14 protein-coding genes and 1 pseudogene are annotated in these 16,108 nt (G+C 68.3%); 8 read left to right on the top strand and 7 right to left on the bottom strand.

Annotated features, from left to right (window positions below; all coding sequences use genetic code 11):
* Window positions 1–66: 66 nt before the first annotated feature.
* The 4 genes and pseudogenes from ACZ2G1_RS10225 to ACZ2G1_RS10210 form a co-directional block, all read right to left on the bottom strand.
* Window positions 67–998 (bottom strand): annotated as a pseudogene (locus ACZ2G1_RS10225) (dioxygenase family protein).
* Between the two features lie 34 nt (window positions 999–1,032).
* Window positions 1,033–1,995, bottom strand: a complete 963-nt coding sequence (locus ACZ2G1_RS10220) for an aldo/keto reductase (RefSeq protein ID WP_470376675.1) — start codon at window positions 1,993–1,995, stop codon at window positions 1,033–1,035.
* 71 nt (window positions 1,996–2,066) lie between these two features.
* Complete coding sequence (locus ACZ2G1_RS10215) at window positions 2,067–3,191, bottom strand: maleylacetate reductase (protein ID WP_470376674.1); 1,125 nt, start codon at window positions 3,189–3,191, stop codon at window positions 2,067–2,069.
* Window positions 3,192–3,236: 45 nt separating this feature from the next.
* Complete coding sequence (locus ACZ2G1_RS10210) at window positions 3,237–3,374, bottom strand: hypothetical protein (protein ID WP_161976678.1); 138 nt, start codon at window positions 3,372–3,374, stop codon at window positions 3,237–3,239.
* A gap of 305 nt (window positions 3,375–3,679) precedes the next feature.
* Here ACZ2G1_RS10210 and ACZ2G1_RS10205 point away from each other — a divergent pair, with 305 nt between their 5' ends.
* The 5 genes from ACZ2G1_RS10205 (at window position 3,680) to ACZ2G1_RS10185 (ending at window position 9,845) form a co-directional block, all read left to right on the top strand.
* Window positions 3,680–5,290 (top strand): IclR family transcriptional regulator, encoded by a 1,611-nt coding sequence (locus ACZ2G1_RS10205; protein WP_211309908.1) that lies wholly within the window; start codon window positions 3,680–3,682, stop codon window positions 5,288–5,290.
* A 184-nt stretch (window positions 5,291–5,474) separates the two neighbouring features.
* Complete coding sequence (locus ACZ2G1_RS10200) at window positions 5,475–6,557, top strand: Gfo/Idh/MocA family protein (RefSeq protein WP_109221884.1); 1,083 nt, start codon at window positions 5,475–5,477, stop codon at window positions 6,555–6,557.
* Complete coding sequence (locus ACZ2G1_RS10195) at window positions 6,554–7,450, top strand: sugar phosphate isomerase/epimerase family protein (RefSeq protein ID WP_470376673.1); 897 nt, start codon at window positions 6,554–6,556, stop codon at window positions 7,448–7,450. The genes ACZ2G1_RS10200 and ACZ2G1_RS10195 overlap by 4 nt, the downstream gene beginning before the upstream one ends.
* 194 nt (window positions 7,451–7,644) lie before the next feature.
* Entirely contained in the window at window positions 7,645–8,676 is a 1,032-nt protein-coding gene (gene iolG / locus ACZ2G1_RS10190; RefSeq protein ID WP_109221882.1) for an inositol 2-dehydrogenase, read from the top strand.
* Between the two features lie 80 nt (window positions 8,677–8,756).
* On the top strand, window positions 8,757–9,845 hold the full coding sequence (locus tag ACZ2G1_RS10185; RefSeq protein ID WP_109221881.1) for a Gfo/Idh/MocA family protein: 1,089 nt from the start codon (window positions 8,757–8,759) through the stop codon (window positions 9,843–9,845).
* A 346-nt stretch (window positions 9,846–10,191) separates the two neighbouring features.
* On the opposite strand, the gene ACZ2G1_RS10180 is transcribed toward ACZ2G1_RS10185, so the two are convergent.
* On the bottom strand, window positions 10,192–10,815 hold the full coding sequence (locus ACZ2G1_RS10180) for an HAD-IA family hydrolase (protein WP_242630530.1): 624 nt from the start codon (window positions 10,813–10,815) through the stop codon (window positions 10,192–10,194).
* Between the two features lie 282 nt (window positions 10,816–11,097).
* Window positions 11,098–12,585: an amidase gene (locus ACZ2G1_RS10175; protein ID WP_470376672.1), complete on the bottom strand. Its 1,488-nt coding sequence runs from the start codon at window positions 12,583–12,585 to the stop codon at window positions 11,098–11,100.
* A 338-nt stretch (window positions 12,586–12,923) separates the two neighbouring features.
* Between ACZ2G1_RS10175 and cspE the strand changes: the two genes are divergently transcribed.
* Window positions 12,924–13,130, top strand: a complete 207-nt coding sequence (cspE, locus tag ACZ2G1_RS10170; protein ID WP_058874000.1) for a transcription antiterminator/RNA stability regulator CspE — start codon at window positions 12,924–12,926, stop codon at window positions 13,128–13,130.
* Window positions 13,131–13,702: 572 nt separating this feature from the next.
* Here cspE and ACZ2G1_RS10165 read toward each other — a convergent pair.
* A complete protein-coding gene (locus ACZ2G1_RS10165; RefSeq protein ID WP_470376671.1) occupies window positions 13,703–14,836 on the bottom strand; it encodes an FUSC family protein in 1,134 nt (377 codons plus the stop codon).
* A gap of 129 nt (window positions 14,837–14,965) precedes the next feature.
* Between ACZ2G1_RS10165 and ACZ2G1_RS10160 the strand changes: the two genes are divergently transcribed.
* Together ACZ2G1_RS10160 and ACZ2G1_RS10155 are read left to right on the top strand one after the other, a co-directional pair.
* Window positions 14,966–15,472: a hypothetical protein gene (locus tag ACZ2G1_RS10160; RefSeq protein WP_017834445.1), complete on the top strand. Its 507-nt coding sequence runs from the start codon at window positions 14,966–14,968 to the stop codon at window positions 15,470–15,472.
* Window positions 15,473–15,776: 304 nt separating this feature from the next.
* Window positions 15,777–16,064, top strand: coding sequence for a hypothetical protein (locus ACZ2G1_RS10155; protein ID WP_146200270.1), 288 nt, complete (start codon window positions 15,777–15,779; stop codon window positions 16,062–16,064).
* Window positions 16,065–16,108 lie beyond the last annotated feature (44 nt).

The raw sequence follows: 16,108 nt of genomic DNA, 5'->3' as shown, positions 1-16,108 counted from the left end.
AATTCCTTTGTTGGTGACCTGATGAAGCAGGGATGGATCGTGTGGAGCGCCGATCCGGTGATGGGGCTAGGACTGGGCCGGGGCCAGGACGATGTCGAACCGGGCCTTGGACCAGCTCCGATCGGTGAGGTCGCGGCCGTCGGGGGTCGGGGTGCCGGCGGGTTGTTCGGTGAAGTCCTTGATGAGGGATTCCTTGACGCCGAACACGGTGTCGTACTTCAACAGCTCGTCCCCGCGCACGAAGATGTGGGTGACCAGGGTCCGCAGGCCTTCGGCGGTGACCATGAAGTGCAGGTGTGAGGCGCGCATCGGGGATCGGCCGGTGGCCTCGAGCATCTTCCCCACCGGCCCGTCGTGCGGGATGGGGTAGGGGGTGGGGTGAGGCCCCAGAAGTTGTACCGCCCCTGGTCGTCGCTGAAGAGGTGGGCTCGGCCGGAGACCCGGTTGTCGTCGTACTGGACGTCGTAGAACCCCTCTTCGTCGGCCTCCCAGACCTCGATCCGCGCCCGGGGCACCGGGTTGCCGTCGGTGTCGGTCACGGTGCCCTCCACCCAGCAGGGCTGACCGGGGGCCTCCCCGGCGATGTCCCCGCCGAGGGGGATCTCCGGGGCGTCGTCGACGAAGAAGGGGCCGAAGACGGTGGCTTCGGTGGCGTCGCCGTAGGCCTCGTTGTTGACGTTGATGGTCTGCATCGAGGCGCCGAGGACGTCGGAGAGCAGGATGAACTCCTGGCGCCGGTCATCGGTGATGTGCCCGACGGCGGTGAGGAACTCGATCGCCTGGTTCCATTCGGCCTCGGTGAGGCGCACGTCGCGGATGAAGGCGTGCAGGTGCTTCACCAGGGCCTGCATCAGCTGCTTCAGTCGCGGGTCCTGGCAGTCCTCGAAGGAGCGCAGCACGGTGCGGATCAGTTGCTCTTCCACCGCCTGCTGGGCGGTGGAGACCTGCGGGTGCCCGGGAGAGCTCTCGGTGGTGGGGACTGGGGTCTGCTGGGCCATGGCGGGCCTGCCTTTCAGTCGTGGAGTCGGCGGTCTAACGAACGGGTGTGGAGACGGGGGAGGGCCTGGAAGCCTCTTCGAGCAGGTCCAGTTCGGGCCGGCTCAAGGGGGTCTCCATGGACTGGAGCAGCGGTTTTAGCTGCTCGGTGTTGCGGGCGCTGGCGATGGGTGCGACGACCCCGTCCTGGGCGGCCAACCAGGCCAGGGCAATGGCGGCGGGCTCAACGTCGTGTTCCGCTGCGACCTGCTTGAGGGCGTGGAGCACGGCCCGGCCCTGGACGGTGAGGTACTGGGAGGCCTCGGAGGCGCGAGGGGTGTCGACCGGACCCTCCCCGGTGTACTTGCCGGTGAGGAAGCCGTGGGCCAGGGAGTAGTACGGCATCACGGCTAGGCCATGGGTGCGGGCCAGTGGGAGGACGTCGGTCTCGATGCCGCGCTCGACCAGGCTGTACTGGGGCTGCAGGACGATGGGGGTGTGGAAGCCTTCCCGGTCGGTGATCCGCAGCCATTCCGCGATGCGCTCGGCCGTGAAGTTGGACAGCCCGATGGAACGGACCTTGCCCTGGTCCACGAGTTGGGACATGGCCTCGATGCTCTCGACCAGCGGGGTGTCGGGGTCGTCGTAGTGGGCGTAGTAGATGTCGATGGCCTCGACCCCCAGCCGGGACAGGGACCCGTCGACGGCGGTGCGGATGGTCTCCGGGGCCAGGCCGGCCAGTTGCGGGTGGTGGCTGACCTTCGTGGCGATCACCAGCTCGTCGCGGTCGCTGCGGCCGGTGAGCCATTGACCGATGATGGTCTCGGATTCTCCGCCGCTGTTGCCGTCGGCCCAGAACGAGTAGGAGTCGGCGGTGTCCAGGACGTTGCCCCCGGACTCGACGTAGCGGTCGAGGATCCGGTGCGAGGTGGCGGCGTCGGCGGTCCACCCGAAGACGTTGGTGCCCAACGCCAGCGGGGAGACGTCGAGTCCGGGGGCGATGGTCTGCGTGGCGGCCAAGGGTGTCCTCCTGGTGTCGTAACGGTGCGCGGTGCAGGTCGTGGTGGGTGGGTAGGTGTCGGGGGCGAAGGTCAGGCGCCGGGATGGGCGCTGGGGGCTTCCCCGGCCCAGGCGGCGCGCAGCAGGGCCCGGGCGTCCTCATACGTGACCGGCCGGGGGTTGCCGTAGGAACGGCTCGTGACCTCCTCGGCGATGCGCTCGATGTCCTCCTCCTGCATGCCCAGCTCGGCCAGGGACCGCGGCGCGTCGAGCTCCTCGGCGATCTGCCACAGCCGCGCGGCCGGATCTGGGGCCCCGCCCAGCGCCCGCGACAGCGCCGCGGTCGCCTCGGGGGCCGCGGGCTGGTTGAAGGCCAGGGCGTGGGGCAGGACCACGGTGTGGGTCTGGGCGTGGGGCAGGTTCAGAGTCCCGCCCAGGGCGTGGCACAGCTTGTGGTGCAGGGACATGGTGGTCGCCCCCAGGCAGGCCCCGCACAGCCACGACCCGTAGAGGGCCTCGCTGCGGGCCGCGGGGTCGGTGCCGTCGGCGGCGATCGCCGGCAGCGCTGTGGCCAGGGCCCGGACTCCCTCCTCGGCCATCAACGAGATGATCGGGGTGGCGTCGGGGGCGTAGAGGGCCTCCACGGCATGGGCGATGGCGTTGATGCCACTGGTCACCGACATCGACACCGGCAGCGTCGCCGAGAGCTCGGGGTCATAGACCACGCTGCGCGGCAGCACCCGCGGGTCCCGGCCGGTCTCCTTGCGCCCATCGGTGGTCAAACCCCACACAGGGGTCATCTCAGACCCGGCGTAGGTGGTCGGCACCGCCACGATCGGCAGGCCGTGCTGCAGCGCGATGGCCTTGCCCAACCCGATTGCAGAGCCTCCACCGACGGCCACACAACCATCGGCACCCACCCGGGCCGCTTCCTCACTGGCGCGCTGGGCGACCTCGCTGGGCACATGCATCACCGCTTCGGGCAGCACCCCCACACAGCGGGTGCCCAGTGCCTGGGCCACCCGCTGGCCGGTGTCCTCCTGCTCCGGAGAGCACAGGACCAGCACACGCGCCAGCCCGATCGCATCCAGCTCCTCGGGCAGGGTCGACAGGGTCCCGGCGCCGAAGCGGACCCGCATGGGCAGGGCCTCGTAGACGAACTGGCGGGAGGCCAGGGGCGTGTCGGTCAGGGTGGTCTCGTTGGTCTGGGCGTTCATGTGGGGACCTTCCGATGGACTGGAACGGGTGGATGGGCCGGCGGGTCAGCAGGAGCTCGAGCGGCCCACGGGGTCGATGCCGCAGACCGTCGCCGGCAGCAGCACGAGGTCCTCGCGGTCCTCGCGGATCGCCGTGGCACCGGCGGATCCACCACCCCTCGTGATGGCTGGCGGAGGAAACACCGTTTCGCGGAGCAGCCGGTGGCGGTAGCTACCCCGGTGCCGCCACCGGCCGCGCTGCCGGGGAAGTGATTTCCTACGACCGCTTAGTACCGTACAATGGACAACATGTTCGCACAGTAGCACGGCAAGGCGCTAGGGGTGATCCAGGTTACGTTGGGATCGCGCTGGTCTGCGGCGGTGGCGGCTCGGGCGACATGACGGTCGCCTGCACCAGCGCAGGCGGGTCTGCTCACCTGCGGGGTGCCGGCCTGTGTTAGCCACGGAACGCGCGAAGAACGAGGTCAGCAGTGAACACCATTCAGCTCTTGCACAAGGCCAGCCAGGTGGTCGACGAGCTGGCCCGGAGGAGTCCCTCGACCCCGGCGGAGCTGGCCAAGGCGGTGTCCGAGCCCCGGTCGACCATCTACCGCATCACCGCGGGGCTGGAGCAGGCCGAGCTGATCCGCTCCAACGGCGAGGGCAAGCTCGAACTCGGGGTGGGGATCCTGCGACTGGGAGACGCCGCCGTCGATGCCCTCGTGGACCGCGCGGCCTTGCACGAGAAGCTGATGTGGGTCCGCGGCCAGCTCGGCGTCGGCGCCTTCTTCTGCGTGCTGCGCGAGAACGGGGCACTGTGCCTGGATCAGGTCCACGGCTCCGAGGTGGACCTGTTCCACCTCACCCCCGGGGGCCTGCTGCCCTTGCACGCCGGGGCCCCGTCCCTGGCCCTGCTGGCCTTCGCCGCCCCGGAGGCACAGGCCGCCGTGCTGGAGAACGCGCCCTTCGACCGGCTGGCCTCGGGCACCGCGCTCACGGCCGCGGAACTGCGGGAGAAGCTGGACCAGACCGCGGCCCGCGGGTGGAGCGTGGAGGACAGCACGATCATCGAAGGCGTGGCCACGATCGGGGTGCCTGTGAGGCACCAGGACGGATCGGTGCTGGGGGTGATCGCGGTGGCCGGACTGCGCGAGAGCGTGCTGAACCAGGAATCGGTGGCCACCGGTGTGCTGCGCACCGCCGCTGAGGCCATCACAGCGGCCATGGACCGCCCCGAACGCACGCAAACCCCCCGGACTGACCATGTGCCCGCCTCGCCATCGCCGGCCCACAGCGGTGCCCGGCAGCCGGCGGCGATCACCAAGGCCAGCGCCCTGATGGACGCCCTGGCCCGGGAGCGGATCGCCACCTCGGGGCGCCTGACCGAACTGCTCGGGGAGCCGGTGACCTCGGTCTACCGCATGCTCGCCACCCTGGCCGAGGCCGGGTGGGTCGAGCAGATCGGCCACCGGGGCGCCTACCGGGTGGGCTCCAAGATGCTGTCCCTGGCCGGGGAACTGACCCGGCAACTGGATCTGCGCCGGGCCTGCCGCCCCGTGCTCCAGCAGATCCACGAGGCCACCGGGGAGACCACCTTCTTGTGCATCCGACGCGGCACCCGGGCCGTGTGCATCGAACGCCTCGACGGGATCCGGGTCAACAGCCGCGTGCTGCAGCTGGGGGAGTCCCTGCCCCTGCACGTGGGTGCCGCCCCCCGGGCCCTGCTGGCCTTCGAAGGACGCGCCGCCTGGGAGGAATACGCCGCCATCATGAACCACAGCGGCGAGCCGTGGCGCGATGTGCGCTCCCGATCGGAGTTCTACGCCGACCTCGAGGAGATCCGCGCCCAGGGCTACGTGCGCAGCGACAACAACGTCACCCCGGGCATCGCCGCGATCGGCGCCCCCATCTTCGACCACCGCGGCGACGTCGTCGCCTCCCTGTCGGTCAGCGGGCTGCGCGAGGGCGTCCTGGCCCCGGCCGGTGACCACCCCTCCGTCACCGAGCTCGTGCGCCAGGGAGCCCAGACGCTCTCGCGCTACCTGGGCGCCCCGCAGGCCGGCCCGGACCTCCTGGACCAGGAATGGGCCGCACTGGAAGTGTCCCAGGTCATAGATTGACCCCCACCACCCTCCATGGCATGCTGTGGACATGTTGTCCATCAGGTGGCACTAGCAGCTGGTGGTTATCCGGCACCCGAATCACTCCGGGTCGCCACGCGCACCCGGCCTGAAGCTCCCCGCGGCACGCCGGACGCCCCCATCACCCCCGAGCCTGAGGCTCACAAGGACAGGAGACACTGCGTTGGAACCGATTGTCGTAGGACTACTGGGCATCACCCACCCGCACGCCTCCGCGCGGGTCCGTGCCCTCCGGGAGATCGATGGGGTCGAGGTGGTGGCCGCCGCCGACGACGACTCGCGGCTGAACTACTTCACCGACAAGTACGACATGGAGGCCCGCAGTGTGGAGGCCGTGCTCCAGGACGAGCGCATCAACGCGATCATGGTCCACTCCAAGAGCAAGGACATGGTCGCCCACGCGCTGCGCGCCCTGGAGGCCGGCAAGTCCGTGGTGGTGGAGAAGCCCGGCGGTGGCACGGTGGAGGACCTGGAGCGCCTGGCCGAGGCCGAGGCCCAGGCCGGGCCCGGGCAGGTCGTCCAGGTCGGCTACAACGTGCGCCTGGCCCAGTCGATCACCCGGGCCAAAGAGCTGATCGAGGCCGGGGTGATCGGGGAGGTCGTCACCGTCGCCGCCCGTGGTGCGGCCCTGGTGGGCGAGCACCGCACCGCGCACCTGAACCAGCCGGCGGACATGGGCGGGGTCCTGTGGATCCTGGGCTGTCACATGCTCGACTCCCTCGTGCACATGTTCGGTGCCCCCGAGTCCGTCAACGCCCGGGTGCACAAGTCCGCCCGCCTCTCGGATGAGACCAGCCGGGAGGACTCCGCGGCGGTGCTGCTGAACTACCCGGACATGTCCATGACCTTCAGCTTCGACGGCCACGATCCGCTCGAGTGGTTCGAGAGCTCCCGGATCACCGTCTACGGCACCGCCGGGATGATCGAGCTCGGCATCCTGCCCCAGAAGCTGCGGGTCTACGTGGAGAAGGACCGGGCCGGCTGGCCGGCCGGCTGGACCGAATGGACGCAGAGCTACTTCACACCGCCGTTCGCCCGCACCGAGGCGAACAAGTTCTCCGAGCTGCCCGAGCTGGAGAACATCAGCAACTTCCACACCGAGATGCGCGGATGGGTCCAGAGCATCCGCACCGGAGCCCCGGTGGTGGCCCCGGTCGCCGACGCCCTGGCCGTGGCGCGCATCGTCAAGGCCTGCTACCGCTCCGAGAAGGACCGTGGAGCCTGCATCGAGGTGGCCACGGCATGAACACGAAGAAAGAAGAGACCATGAACCCTGACCTGATTGCCACCTGCTGGGTGAGTGCCGGCGACGCCGCCCCCATGCGCGGGGACGAGACCAGCCCCATCCCCCTGGCCGAGCGCATCACCGCCATCGCCCAGATCGGGTGGGCCGGCATCGGCCTGGTCCACGCCGACCTGGTGCAGGCCCGCGACACCATCGGCTACCCCGAGCTCTCCCGGCTGATCCGCGAGGCGGGCATCGGCATCGTGGAGGTCGAGTTCCTCAACGAGTGGTGGACCACCGGGGCCGAGCGGGCAGCAGCCGATGCTTTGCGCGCCGATCTGTTCGAAGCCGCCACCGCCCTGGGGGCCCGGCACATCAAGGTCGGGGCGGGCATGACCGGCCAAAGCGGGCCTCTGCCGTTCGCGACGTTGGCCGACGCGTTCTCCGATCTGGCCGACGAGGCCGCCGACGCCGGGATCCGCCTGGCCCTGGAAGCCACCCCGTTCTCTCACCTGCGCACCACGCACGAGGCGGTGGAGGTCATCAACCAGGCCGACAACCCCGCCGCGGGCCTGCTGATCGACATCTGGCACACCTACCGGGGCGGGCTCTCCCACGACGACCTGTACAACGTGGTGCCGATCGAACGGGTCTACGCCGTGGAGATCGACGACGGGCTCGAGCAGATCGTCGGCACCGTCTTCGAGGACACGATCAACAACCGCGCCTACTGCGGGGAAGGCGACTTCGACACCGCCACCTTCATCCAGCGCACCCTCGAGGCCGGCTACCAGGGCCCGTGGGGTGTGGAGATCATCTCGGCCCAGCACCGCAGCAAGCCCCTCCTCGAGGGCCTGCGCTACGCCCACGAGACCGCTTTGAGCTCCTTCTCCCACGCCCTCCAGAAGATCTGACCCGGCCCCACCCGGGCAGCTCCCCGCTCACCACACCCCGACAGGGAGACGGCGCGGGCAGGACGAGACCCGCGGCAGTCCGTGTCGCCGAATCCGCCGGGTGCTGGGCGCAGGTCCGCCTGCGCCCAGCACCCGGGCCTGCCCCGCGGCCCACACCCCAGCCTGACTCTCACTCTTTGACGAAAGGACACACCATGTCCAACGACCGACGCCTGCGCCTGGCCCTGTTCGGCTCCGGGCGGATCGGGCAGGTCCACGCCCGCAACGTGGCCGCCAACCCCGACCTCGACCTGGTCCTGATCGCCGACCCCTTCATCGACGCCGCCCAGCGTCTGGCGGCGCAGACCGGCGCGCGGGCCGTGCAGGACCCCGCAGAGGTCTTCGCCGAGCCAGGCCTCGACGGGGTCATCATCGGCTCTCCCACCCCCACCCACGTCGACCTCATCACCCGTGCGGCCGCCCACGGGCTGGCCGTGCTGTGCGAGAAGCCCATCGACCTGGACATCGACACCGTCCGGGCCTGCCAGGAACAGATCAGCGGCCACACCGTGCCCATCATGCTCGGCTTCAACCGCCGCTTCGACCCCAATTTCGCCGAGGTCCGCGCCCGGGTGGAAGCCGGAGAGGTCGGGGCGCTGGAGCAGCTGATCATCACCAGCCGCGACCCCGCCCCGGCCCCGCGCGACTACATCGCCAGCTCCGGGGGCATCTTCCGGGACATGACCATCCACGACCTGGACATGGCCCGGTTCTTCGTCCCGGACATCGTGGAGGTCACCGCCGTGGGCGCCAACGTCTTCAGCGAGGAGATCAAGGAGCTCGACGACTACGACTCCGTCACCGTCACCCTGCGCGGCAGCGGCGGTGAGCTGATCACCATCATCAACTCCCGTCACTGCGCCTCCGGCTACGACCAGCGCCTGGAAGCCTTCGGCGCCACCGGCATGCTCACCGCCGGCAACGTCACCTCGACCACGGTGCGCAAGTCCGGTGCCACCGGGACCGAGGAAGCCGGCGCGTTCATGCCGTTCTTCCTCGAGCGCTACGGCCAGGCCTACCGGTCCGAACTGGACGCCTTCGCCCACTCCATCCGCACCGGCGCGCCCTGCTCACCCAGCTTCGACGACGGTGTCACCGCCCTGGTCCTGGCCAACGCCGCCGCCGAATCCGCGGCCACTGGCAAGAGCGTGACCGTGGCCCGGGCCGCCGCACCCAGCGCGGGCTGAACCGGCAGAACCCCTTTTTTCAGAGGCGCCCGTGTCACGGACGCCTTCCTGATCGACACGACGTGAGAGAAGAGAAAGACATGAAGACTTTGACCCTGGGGCTCGTCGGCGTCGGCCGGATCGGCCAGATGCACGCCCAGAACCTGCTGACCGTCCGGGACCAGGTCGCCGCCCGCGGCGTGCAGCTGGAGATCGTGCTCGCCGACGCCGACCCGCAGGCCGCCCGCCAGGTCGGTGACCGGCTGGGCCTGCGCGCCGCCGGCAGCCTCGAGGCGATGATCGGGGAGGGCATCGACGGGCTCATCATCGCCACCAACACCGCCACCCACCCCGATCTGATCCGCGCCGGGCTCGCCGCCGGGCTGCCGGTGTTCTGCGAGAAGCCCGTCTCCTCCGACGTCATCGGCGCGCTGCCCCTGCTCAAAGAGATCGAGGCCGCCTCCGGGGTCGTCCAGATCGGCCACCAGCGCCGCTTCGACGCGGGCTACCAGGAGGCCAAGCGCCGCTTCGAGGCCGGCGACCTCGGCTGGCTCCACAGCCTGCGGGCCGTGTCCGGGGACGCGTTCCCGCCCGCGGTGGAGTACCTGGCGAGCTCCGGGGGGATCTTCCGCGACATGAGCGTGCACGACTTCGACCTGATCCGCTGGCTGACCGGCCAGGAGATCGTCGAGGTCTACGCCCGCGGCACCAACAACGGGGACCCCGCCATCCGCGCGGTCGGTGACGTCGACACGGCCCAGGCCGTGCTCACCCTCGCCGACGGCACCCTCGCCACGGCCGCGGCCACCCGCTACAACGGGGCCGGCCACGATGTCCGCCTCGACGTCCAGGGATCCAAGGACACCCTGGTCGCCGGCCTCGACGACCGCTCCGCGCTGCGCTCCGCCGAACCCGAGGTGAACTTCCCGGCCGGGAAAGCCCACGCGACCTTCGCCGAGCGGTTCGCCGACGCCTACGTGGCCGAGCTGGTCGCCTTCGTCGAACTCGTCCTGGGCGAACGCGAGAACCCGTGCACCCCCTTCGACGCCGTCGCCGCCTCCCTCGTGGCCGACGCCGCCCAGCTCTCCCTCACCCGGGGTGAGCCGGTGGCCGTCCCGTCGCTGCGCGCGGTCCTCGACGGCACAGCCGAACCGGTCCCCGCCGTCGACCTGGTCCCGGTCCCCGCCTGAGAACCGCCCACCACAAGAACACCGTGAGGCGCCGCCCGGAGTGATCCCGGCGGCGCCTCACCGTCCTGCGCCACGGCCCCGCCCGGGCGGAAGACCAGCGCCAGCGCCCCGGTGGCGACACCCTCCCAGGCCGGCAAAAATCTCTTCCACTAATCCGTTGTCGGGGTGCGCGGTCGCCAGCAATTCAACGGGCACACCACCCGCCAGAGATTTTCCCGTGCGCCTGCAAGTGAGGCGCTAATAGCCCGAGGAAATGATCGTGACGGAGACCCCTTTTCCTGCCGGACGCGGGGGCAGCCGCCACCCCGTCGTCAGTCGGCCTCCAGACAGGAGGCCAGAATTCGCCTCAATCCAAGAGGTGGAGTTCTTCCAACGCTGCGCGCAGGCTGACTGCGTCCGTGAATCGGAGTGCTGTGAAACCGAGTTCGTGCGCAGTGCGGACATTGCGAGGGGAATCATCAATGAACACGGTCTGGGTCGGCGTCAGCGCGAACCTTTCGATCAGCCGGTGAAAGATCGCCGGGTCCGGTTTGGCCAGCCCTTCCCGCCCGGAGACCATGATGGCTTCCAAGCGGTCGATCGTCGGGGCGCTGGTGGGGGCGTGATGGAAGGTCTCCGTGGACCAGTTGGTCAAGCCCAGCAGCCTCAGGTCCCCGAGCTCCAGCTCACCCACGATGTCCGCAACCCCCACCACCGGACCGGTCAGGGAACGATCAAACCTCTCGTAGTACTGCCTCATCAGACCACCATGGTCCTGGCACTTCCCCGCGGCCAGGGCAATGATCTCCTCACAAGGCACACCACTATCAGCCTTGGCGTTGAGCGAAAAGAAATCTGCATCCACGGCAAATCGATCCCATTGCTCCCGACTCATCCGGTCAGAAAAGGGAAGAAAAGGATCCCAGCCAACCATCACATTCCCAAGATCGAACACAACCGTAGTGTGTGACGCATGATGTGATTTCTTCACAAGGCAACCCTAAAATTCTCATTTTTCGCTGTCATATCACGACACCACCCAGCATAGATGGGGCCCACGGCGGGCAAAAACGCGTTCTCCCTCTGGTCCAAAAATCGGGCCATACAGGTTTCGGGCACGAGGAGGCCCATCAGCAGCACGCGCTCCGGCCCTGCACTCATGGCCGATTGGCCGGCCCGTGGAGGAACGGCAGGCGATTGAGCTGGAGCAGCTGCGTCCGCTTTACATATGGCCCGTTAGCGGCGGGCCGTGTTGCGGGGTTGGCCTACCGCGCTACAGGTTGCGTTGCCGGCAGCGGTCGTACGTGTCGGCCCAGGGTCGCAGCTTCTCGTAGGCGCCGCTGGCGGCCAGAACGTCACCGTCAGCGTACCGACGTCCCTGGATCTGCATGCCCACCGGCAGCTCGTCCACCAGCCCAGCAGGAATTGAAGCAGCCGGGTGGCCGGTGAAGTTGGTGAGGTAGGTCGGGCACCACCCGATGTACGGATCCACCTCCACGCCTTCCACCTCGGAGGGGCCGACGGTGGCCCCGGGCTCGTCCGCGTTGAGAACCGGCATCGCGCTGAGGGTCGGGCTGACCAGCAGATCGAAATCCGTGTAGACGGCCTGGATGGCGTCGCAGACGGCGGTGCGCATCACGTAGTCCTCGTTGAGCTCGGCCATCGACATGCCGTAGACGTGGTCGGCCCAGCGTAGGTATCCCTCCGGGAAGTCCTCGCGGTGATCAGCCAGGAGGTCCAGGCCGTTGCTCTTGAAGTTTTCGAAGGCGCCCACGTTGACCAGCATGATCTGTCGGCACCACAGGTCGCTGAGCTGGCGCTGGTCGTAGGGGATGTCGATGTTGACCTCTTCGACGATGGCGCCGGCGTCTCGGAAGACCTGCACCGCCCGGTCGACGACCTCCCGGATGCGGCGATCGACCGGGAAGATGCCGAAGTCGGGGGTGTAGGCGATCCGCATGCCTGAGATGTCCCGGCCCACGTCGGTGGTGAAGTCGTGTGGGCCGTCGTCGAGACTGAAGAGGTCACGGGGGTCGTGTCCGGAAATTGCGTTGAGTACCAGGGCGGCGTCTTCGACGGTGCGGGTGAGCGGGCCCTCGAACAGGAACGGCATCGTGCTGCCGAAGGCGTTGGGGCGTACTACGGAGGGGACGCGGCCGAAGGATGCCTTGTACCCGTAGAGACCGCACCAGGCGGCCGGGATGCGGATGGAGCCTCCGCCGTCCGTGCCTTCCGCGAACGGCACCAGTCCGTCAGCCACGGCTGCTGCGCTACCACCGGAGGAGCCGCCGGTGTTCCTGGAGGTGTCGAACGGATTACGGGTGGCACCGAACAAGGGGTTGTCGCAGGCTCCGCGGTAGCCCATGACCGGTGAGTTCGTCTTGCCCACGATCACCGCTCCGGCTTTCTGCACCCGTTCGGCGAAGACGCAGTAGCTGTCCAGGGAGAAATCTTTCAGTGCCCGCACCCCACCGAAGGTGGCAGGCCATCCAGGCTTGAAGTCGAACAAGTCCTTGATGGCGGTCGGAACCCCGTGCAGGACACCCAGCTCGGCGCCGGAGCGCACCACCTCATCGGCATCCTTCGCGGCTTTCCGGGCATCGTCGAAGCCCTTGTATACGAAGGCGTTCAGGCTCGGGTTGCGCTTCTCGATCCGGTCGATGCAAATGTCGATGAGCTCGACAGAGGTGAGCTCTTGTTCACGCACCCGGCGTGCGAGTTCTGCTGCGCTGACGTAGGCGAAATCGGATTCGGTAAGCATGGTGGCCCCTTGCGATGCGACATCGTTGTCAATTCGCATCCTATGGACCAGCCCTGGTGCCGCCAAGGGTTCCTCAGTGGGCGTATGAACAGGCATGTCGTCGTGGTGGGGCACCCGCATCATGGTCGCGACTGGGGGTGTCTGCCGTCACTGCGCATCCGGGCCGACCCGCGTACAGTAGGACTCAGTTGTTGAAGTTTCGTTTTTCGCATTTCAAGCAGTTCGCCCGACCACCGGGTGCAGCAGTTGTTCTGAGAAGACGTTCATGGCAGGCATCGCAACGCCCGAGCACCCCGATCGCCGGGGACGCTCCGTTTTTTCAGAAAGGTAGGTCACTCATGACTACTGGCACCGTGAAGTGGTTCAACGCCGACAAGGGCTTCGGCTTCATCACCCCCGAGGACGGCTCCAAGGACGTGTTCGCGCACTTCTCCGCGATCAACTCCGGCGGCTTCCGCTCCCTGGAGGAGAACCAGCGCGTGGAGTTCGAGACCCAGGACGGCCCCAAGGGCCCCCAGGCCGCGAATATCACCGTCATCTCCTGATGACGCACTGATCTCCATTTGAGATCTTCGACGTCCGCCTGAACGGCGGCGTCACCGTGAGGAAGCGCCCCCCGGCACCGCCGGGGGGCGCTTCCTGCTTTGCCGCTCACTCCCGCTGCGGTGGTGCTGAAACTTCGCCACCGGTGCGACACCCCAGGCGGTGTCGCGCACTCAGCAGACGGCCTCACGCACTCCGGCCCGAGCCAATAAGGACATGCCCTCTTACATCTAGGGCAGACCCGGCAGGACGCCTCACCGGTCGAGAACGCCGGGCGTTCCCCCGGCCGGTGGAGTCCCGAGCGGGAACGCCCCGAGGACGACGAGGTGGTCCTCACCTACACGAGCGAGTCCGCCTGCCGGCGCGTGAGCTGACGCCGCGGATCGGGCGCAGCGGGGCGCGGGTCGACGACGACCGTTCAGCAACCCCCCGAGGGCACACGACGGAGGAGGTTGCACCCGCCCCCGTGCTGCGGGTGATGTTGTCGATCGCGGCGATCCGATCGGCGTCGAAGGCATGCGGATCCCCGATGTGAAGGCCGTGAACGCCGAACGCCACTCGAGCACCGTGTCGGCTAGTGGAGCTTCGGCAGGTAGCCGGACGCCGTCCGGTGCCTCATCCCGGTCGCCTCCAGCAGATCCACCACCAGCGGCCGCAGCAGCAGGATCGCGCCTTCGCCCTGCAGACCCCGGACCCCCAGCGGGTCCGGATGCAACCTGGCAGCCACCGCGATCAGCTCGTCCCGGGTCCGGCGCATGTCCAGTTCCGAGCCTCCTCCGGCGTCGGCTTCGGTGAGGGCGCGGCCGAAGGTCTCCACCGCGTCCGCGGTGTCGATCAGCAGCCCGTGCAGGGAGTCCATGGCTTCCTCGCTCAGAGCGGCGTTGTTGATGGCCGAGGCGAGTCGTCGCACCAGCGCGTCGCTGTTGCGGACGGCGAGCTCGATGAAGTCCAGTGACCGGTTCAGGTCTTCCAGTTCGGTGCGATGTCGTCGATAGGCTGGTGCCAGCCGGGCGACTTCCTGGGCTGAATTCAATGATTCCTGCAGCGTGTCGACCAGGGGTTGGGCTTTCCGGATCCTCACCAGGGCGTGCCAGGCCGGTGTCGCGTCGTTGGTTTCCAGCGCGACGGCGGCCCTCTGCAGGACCTTGGATAGCTCGGCCAGCACCCGCCGGACGTTCGCGTGGGGTTCACGCCGGGGATCGCGGGGCACCAGCGCTGTGATCAGCAGAGCCACGGAGCCTCCCACGATGGCATCCACGCTGCGGGTGAAAGGTCCTCCTGCTGGGACCGGCAGCAGCACCACAAGGACCGACTGAATCGCCATCTGGGTGGAGAACAGCGACCCGCTGTCCAGGAATCGGGCCAGCAGGATGGCTGTCAACAGCACCGCGGAGGCCTGCCACAGGCCCGCGTCGAGCACCTTCAGCAGAAGATCCCCCACAAGAATGCCGATGGTGCACCCGATGGCCACTTCCAGTACTCGGCGCAGCCGCGGGTCATGCGAAAAGCCCATAACGATGATGGCTGACGTCGCCGCGAAGATCGGACCTTCGTGGCCAAACAGCTCCTGGGCAATGGCGAAAGCCGCGATTCCACCCGCGGTCGTCTGAACGGCGTGCCAAAAGGACTTCCGGACCCGGCGTACACCCGACCGCACCCGGGTCCGGAGCAGACGGGGAAGATCCCTGGGCCACGACATGGCCGACATGGCCTCAGTGTAGGACTAGCTGCTGCTCGGCCGAGTCCCATGAGGTGTCCCCGGAAACAGCAAAGTAGACTTGTTCTTTCTGTGAGCGGACTCGCACGGAGTGTCCTCTCCCGAGCGGCTGGAGGAGCCATGTTCAGGCCGGAGACGCCGAGTGAAGAGATCGAGCAGCACGTCGAAGCGGTGATGACGGAGCTCGTCGAGGAACTGGACCACTGGGTCCAGCAGGACCATGTTCCGGACGGTGCCGATGACCGGGCCTATGTGCAGGCGTTCTCCGATGTGCGGGACAACAGCAACCGCGACCAGGTGGCGCTGCTGCACGCGGCGGTGGCCAGGCCTCATCTGGCCGAGTCCCTGGTCCAGCTCAATCGCCGGATGGACCGGGAGGATCTGGATCCGGGACACCCGGCGGGCATCATCGGGGTGATCGTGCGGCTGGCCATGGACGGATTGTGGGTCAGCGACATCCTCGACTCCACCCGTTTCGACGATGGTGAGCGCCGCAGGATCACAGGCATCCTCACTGCCCTGACCTATCTGGGTGACGAACGGTTGGAGGAGGTGCTTGCCGAGGCCGCACCCGGTGACAGCGGATCCCGCGCGGGGAGATCGATCCTCTCGGAGGACGGGAACTAGGACACGATCCGGCCTCCTGCCCGCCGCTCTGGGTACGGACAACTTCGGGGTCAATGGGTCTGGACGGCACGTCCGTGACGCGTCCCGGGAGACCCATGGTGTCTCCGTTCTCCTGGTTCCGTCGGCGGCGACGCCGGCTCACGACCGGTGCCGCCCCCGCGGTTCGCCTTACCACCGGCGGGACACTATGGTCGGAGCAGTGCTGCCCTTCGGGCGCGACCGGCGCGCTGATGGGGCGGAGACCACCACCCCGCCCCGTCAGGAGAGCCACCCGAGACAGGCGATCCGACAGAAAGAGCGCCTGTTGAGCCACCGTTCCGCCCACCCTGTTCAGCCTTGGGACCCCCTCGACCTCCATGATGCCGAGGAGATCTATCTGGAGCCCACCGCCGGCTTCCCCGCAGACCTGTCGCGGCTGGCCCTCTCGGAGCTGCAGGTGCTGCACAGCAGGCTCTGCCGCCAGCTCAACCGTGATCATCTGCAGCATCTTGCCGTTCCCCACCCGGTGACCATGGCCCGGTACTGCAAAGTGGTCTTCGCCCTGGACGCGCGAGCAGGATTCCACGGCTCCGTGCGACCGGTCCAGCCGTAGGCCCCGCGGCGGAAACCCCGGCGGGGTACGAGGAAACGGGCTGT

Source organism: Kocuria sp. KKT182 (assembly GCF_055635395.1).
This window is presented reverse-complemented; position numbering and strand designations above follow the sequence as displayed.